This window comes from Paenibacillus sp. 598K (assembly GCF_003851045.1).
Classification (GTDB): domain Bacteria; phylum Bacillota; class Bacilli; order Paenibacillales; family Paenibacillaceae; genus Paenibacillus_D.
In genome coordinates, this window is the sequence record NZ_BFBX01000086.1 from 16,066 (window position 1) to 18,996 (window position 2,931).

Here is a 2,931-nt window from a genome sequence, read left to right on the forward strand (position 1 = left end):
GCACCGGCTGCAGGCGATGCTCGCCCAGGAGGAACGGGCGACCGCGCGTTACAAGGAGAAGGCGGCGCAATGGCGCGAGCTGCAGCGGCAGCTGCATGAGCTGACTGCAGGCTGGACCCGCCTGAAGCGCGAGCGAGATCTGGCGGAGGCGGCCGAGGCGGCGCGCGACTACGAGGCGCAGCTCTCCGAGCTGCATGCGCTGTGGCGGCAGTATCGCGACGCGCAGCGGCTATGGCAACGGCTGGCGGAGGAGCTGACGGCGGCGGAGCAGGATACGGAGGACGAGGAGTTGCTGGAGGACGAGCTCGATGAGCGGCGGCGCGATCAGCGGACGCAGGTCGAGACGCTGCGGCGGATGATCGAGGAGCTCGGCCTGGCCGATATCGCCCGTCGCCTGGAGGAGCTGCGGCGGGAGCAGTCGGAGATCGCGGCGCTGCTCAAGCGGCTGGAGAGCGATTGGAATGCTGCTAGTGAACGGGCGGCGTCGGCGCAAGGACAATTGACCGTGTATCGTGAGCAGGCCGAGTCCAAGCTGGCCGAGCTGAATGCTGCCAGCGAGCGTCTGGCGGCCGAGTTGGCGCTCGGACTGGTCGACGAGTGGCGCGAGCGGCTGGAGGAGACGGCGGGCTCAACTGCGGCGAAAGCTGGGCAGACGGGCACAGGGGCAGCAAACGTCGGAACGCTGGGCGCGGGCTTGGCGAGCGGCGGGACACCCGGCGCGGCGGACTCAAGCGGTGCGGACAAGGATGCGGAGACGCGTGCGCTCATCGCCTACGCCGAGCAGATCCGGGAGCGGTACATGTCGGTATTCGAGGGGCGAATCGCCGAGAATATTACGAACCGGATGCTCGAGCAGTTCAACAGTGCGCGTATGCTGCTGACCGAGTATGTGATGGAGACGGTGACGGACGAGCGGACCGGCAGGCTGCTCCTGCTCTCGATGCGTAATCCGCAGCAGCCGCTGCCGCCGCGCGTCCTGCTGGACGAGCTGGCGGAGCAGGAGGCCGAGCAGAGCGCTCTGCTGAGCGAGAAGGACCGCGAGCTGTATGAGGAGATCATCCTGCGGAGCGTCGGCAAGGCGATCCGCCAGCGCATCCATCGGGCCGAGCAATGGGTACGCGAGATGAACCGGCTGATGGGCGAGCGCGACACGTCCAGCGGCCTCCGGCTGCGTCTGGACTGGGAGGCTCGCCGTCCCGGCGGCGACGAGCAGCTCGACGTGCTCGATCTGGTGGAGCTGCTCAAGCGCGACTCGCATCGGCTGCGCGACGACGAGATCGATGCGATGATCGCCTACTTCCGTGCACAGATTACGGAGGCCAAGCAGTCGGCGCAGGAGGAGCAGGGCTCGTTGCGCTTGCATCTGTACCGGGTGCTGGATTACCGCAATTGGTTCCGCTTCGAGCTGAAGTACCGGAAGGGCGAGCAGACGGGCTATCGTCCGCTTACGGATGCGCGGTTCAACGTGCTGAGCGGGGGCGAGAAGGCGATGGCGATGTACATCCCGCTGTTCGCGGCGACCTGGTCCCGATACTCCGACGCCCGTCCCGACGCGCCGCGCCTGATCTCGCTCGACGAGGCATTCGCGGGAGTGGACGAGGAGAATATGCGCGACATGTTCAAGCTGCTGACTGATATGGGCTTTGATTACATGATGACGTCGCAGGTGCTGTGGGGCTGCTTTGACACCGTGCCGCAGCTAGCGATCTATGAGATACACCGTCCCAAGGATGTCGACTTCGTCACCTTGTTCCGCTACCGCTGGAACGGTCGGCGCAAGGAGTACGTCGAGGCGGCGCAGGCGGAGCAAGCGACATGAAGCAACAGGATGGGCCGGATCGGCTAGCACGAGCCAGACGGTATTTCGGCCAGCCTGGCTTTGCCCGGCTGCTGCGCGAGATCTGGAGGCGCTACGCATCTCTGGGAAGAGTCGGAGGAACGGCTGTCGTGAGCGATCCGTATGCGGAAGAGCTGGAGGCGGTGCACGGCTTCATGGGCTCGTATCGACGGCCGGGCGAGCATCTGGAGGTCAAGCTGGCGAAGTTCGAGTATGAGCTGCGTACATCGGTATTCGAGCTGACGATCCCGCAGCTGCATGAGCTGCTCACGGGTAGCATGCTCCTGACCCATGCGGAGCGCCGAGAGCTGCTGGAGCAAGACTGGCTGACCGTATTCGACGAGGTCCGGGCGCTGCTGGCAGCGGAGGACGAGCGTTATGCCGACCTTGCCGGTTGGCTGAACAGGCTGCGGGATGGTCAGGCGTCAGCCTACCGAACGTTGCGAGAGGCATGGAAGGCGGATCTTGGGCTGGCGAGCAAACAGCTCGGCTGGGCGATAGCGGCGTGGCGGAGGTTGATCGATACCGAGGCGGCGCGCGGGGAAGGTTGTCGACTGCCGGTGCTCGCGGCGGCGGTCGCTGGCGATCCGCATGCGCTCGACCGGAACACGGTGGCGGGCAGGCTGCTGTTCCAGGCGCTGCGGGATTGGACGGGGCAAGGCTCGCTTGCGGAGGACGAGGCGGCAATCGCAGCGAAAGGCGCAGCGGCAGCGGAGACGAGCGTCTCCGGCGCTGAAGAGCAGGAGGCTGCGCAAGGCATCGACAGCTTGGCTGCGAGGGAGATCTACCGGCAGGCTGGCATACGGGATGACGATATCTCGTCGCTGGTCCATCTGTGCCGACCGGGCGAGCAGCCACATGTGCTGACGCTCCGCCAGGTAGAGCAGCTCGAGGCGTTGCCGCCTGCCGAATGCCTCTACGTCGTCGAGAATCCGGCAGTGTTCTCCAGTCTGGTAGATGGGGCGCTGGCAGCAGGCATAGTTGCTCGGCCTGACGACACGGTGCTTGATGAAGCGCCTCCTTTGCTCGTATGCACGAGCGGACCGGCCAGCGCTGCGGCGCTGCGGCTGTTTGACCGAATGGCAGATGGGGGG

Annotated in this window: 2 protein-coding genes; both read left to right on the top strand. The window is 65.9% G+C overall.

The genetic code is table 11. The annotated features are described in order from the left end of the window. A partial coding sequence (locus PA598K_RS23440) for an SbcC/MukB-like Walker B domain-containing protein (protein ID WP_305780323.1) occupies positions 1–1,819 on the top strand: 1,819 nt, incomplete at its 5' end. Beyond that, positions 1,816–2,931, top strand: a 1,116-nt coding sequence (locus PA598K_RS23445) for a TIGR02679 domain-containing protein (RefSeq protein WP_128659292.1), incomplete at its 3' end; no start/stop codon positions are given. The genes PA598K_RS23440 and PA598K_RS23445, both read left to right, overlap by 4 nt.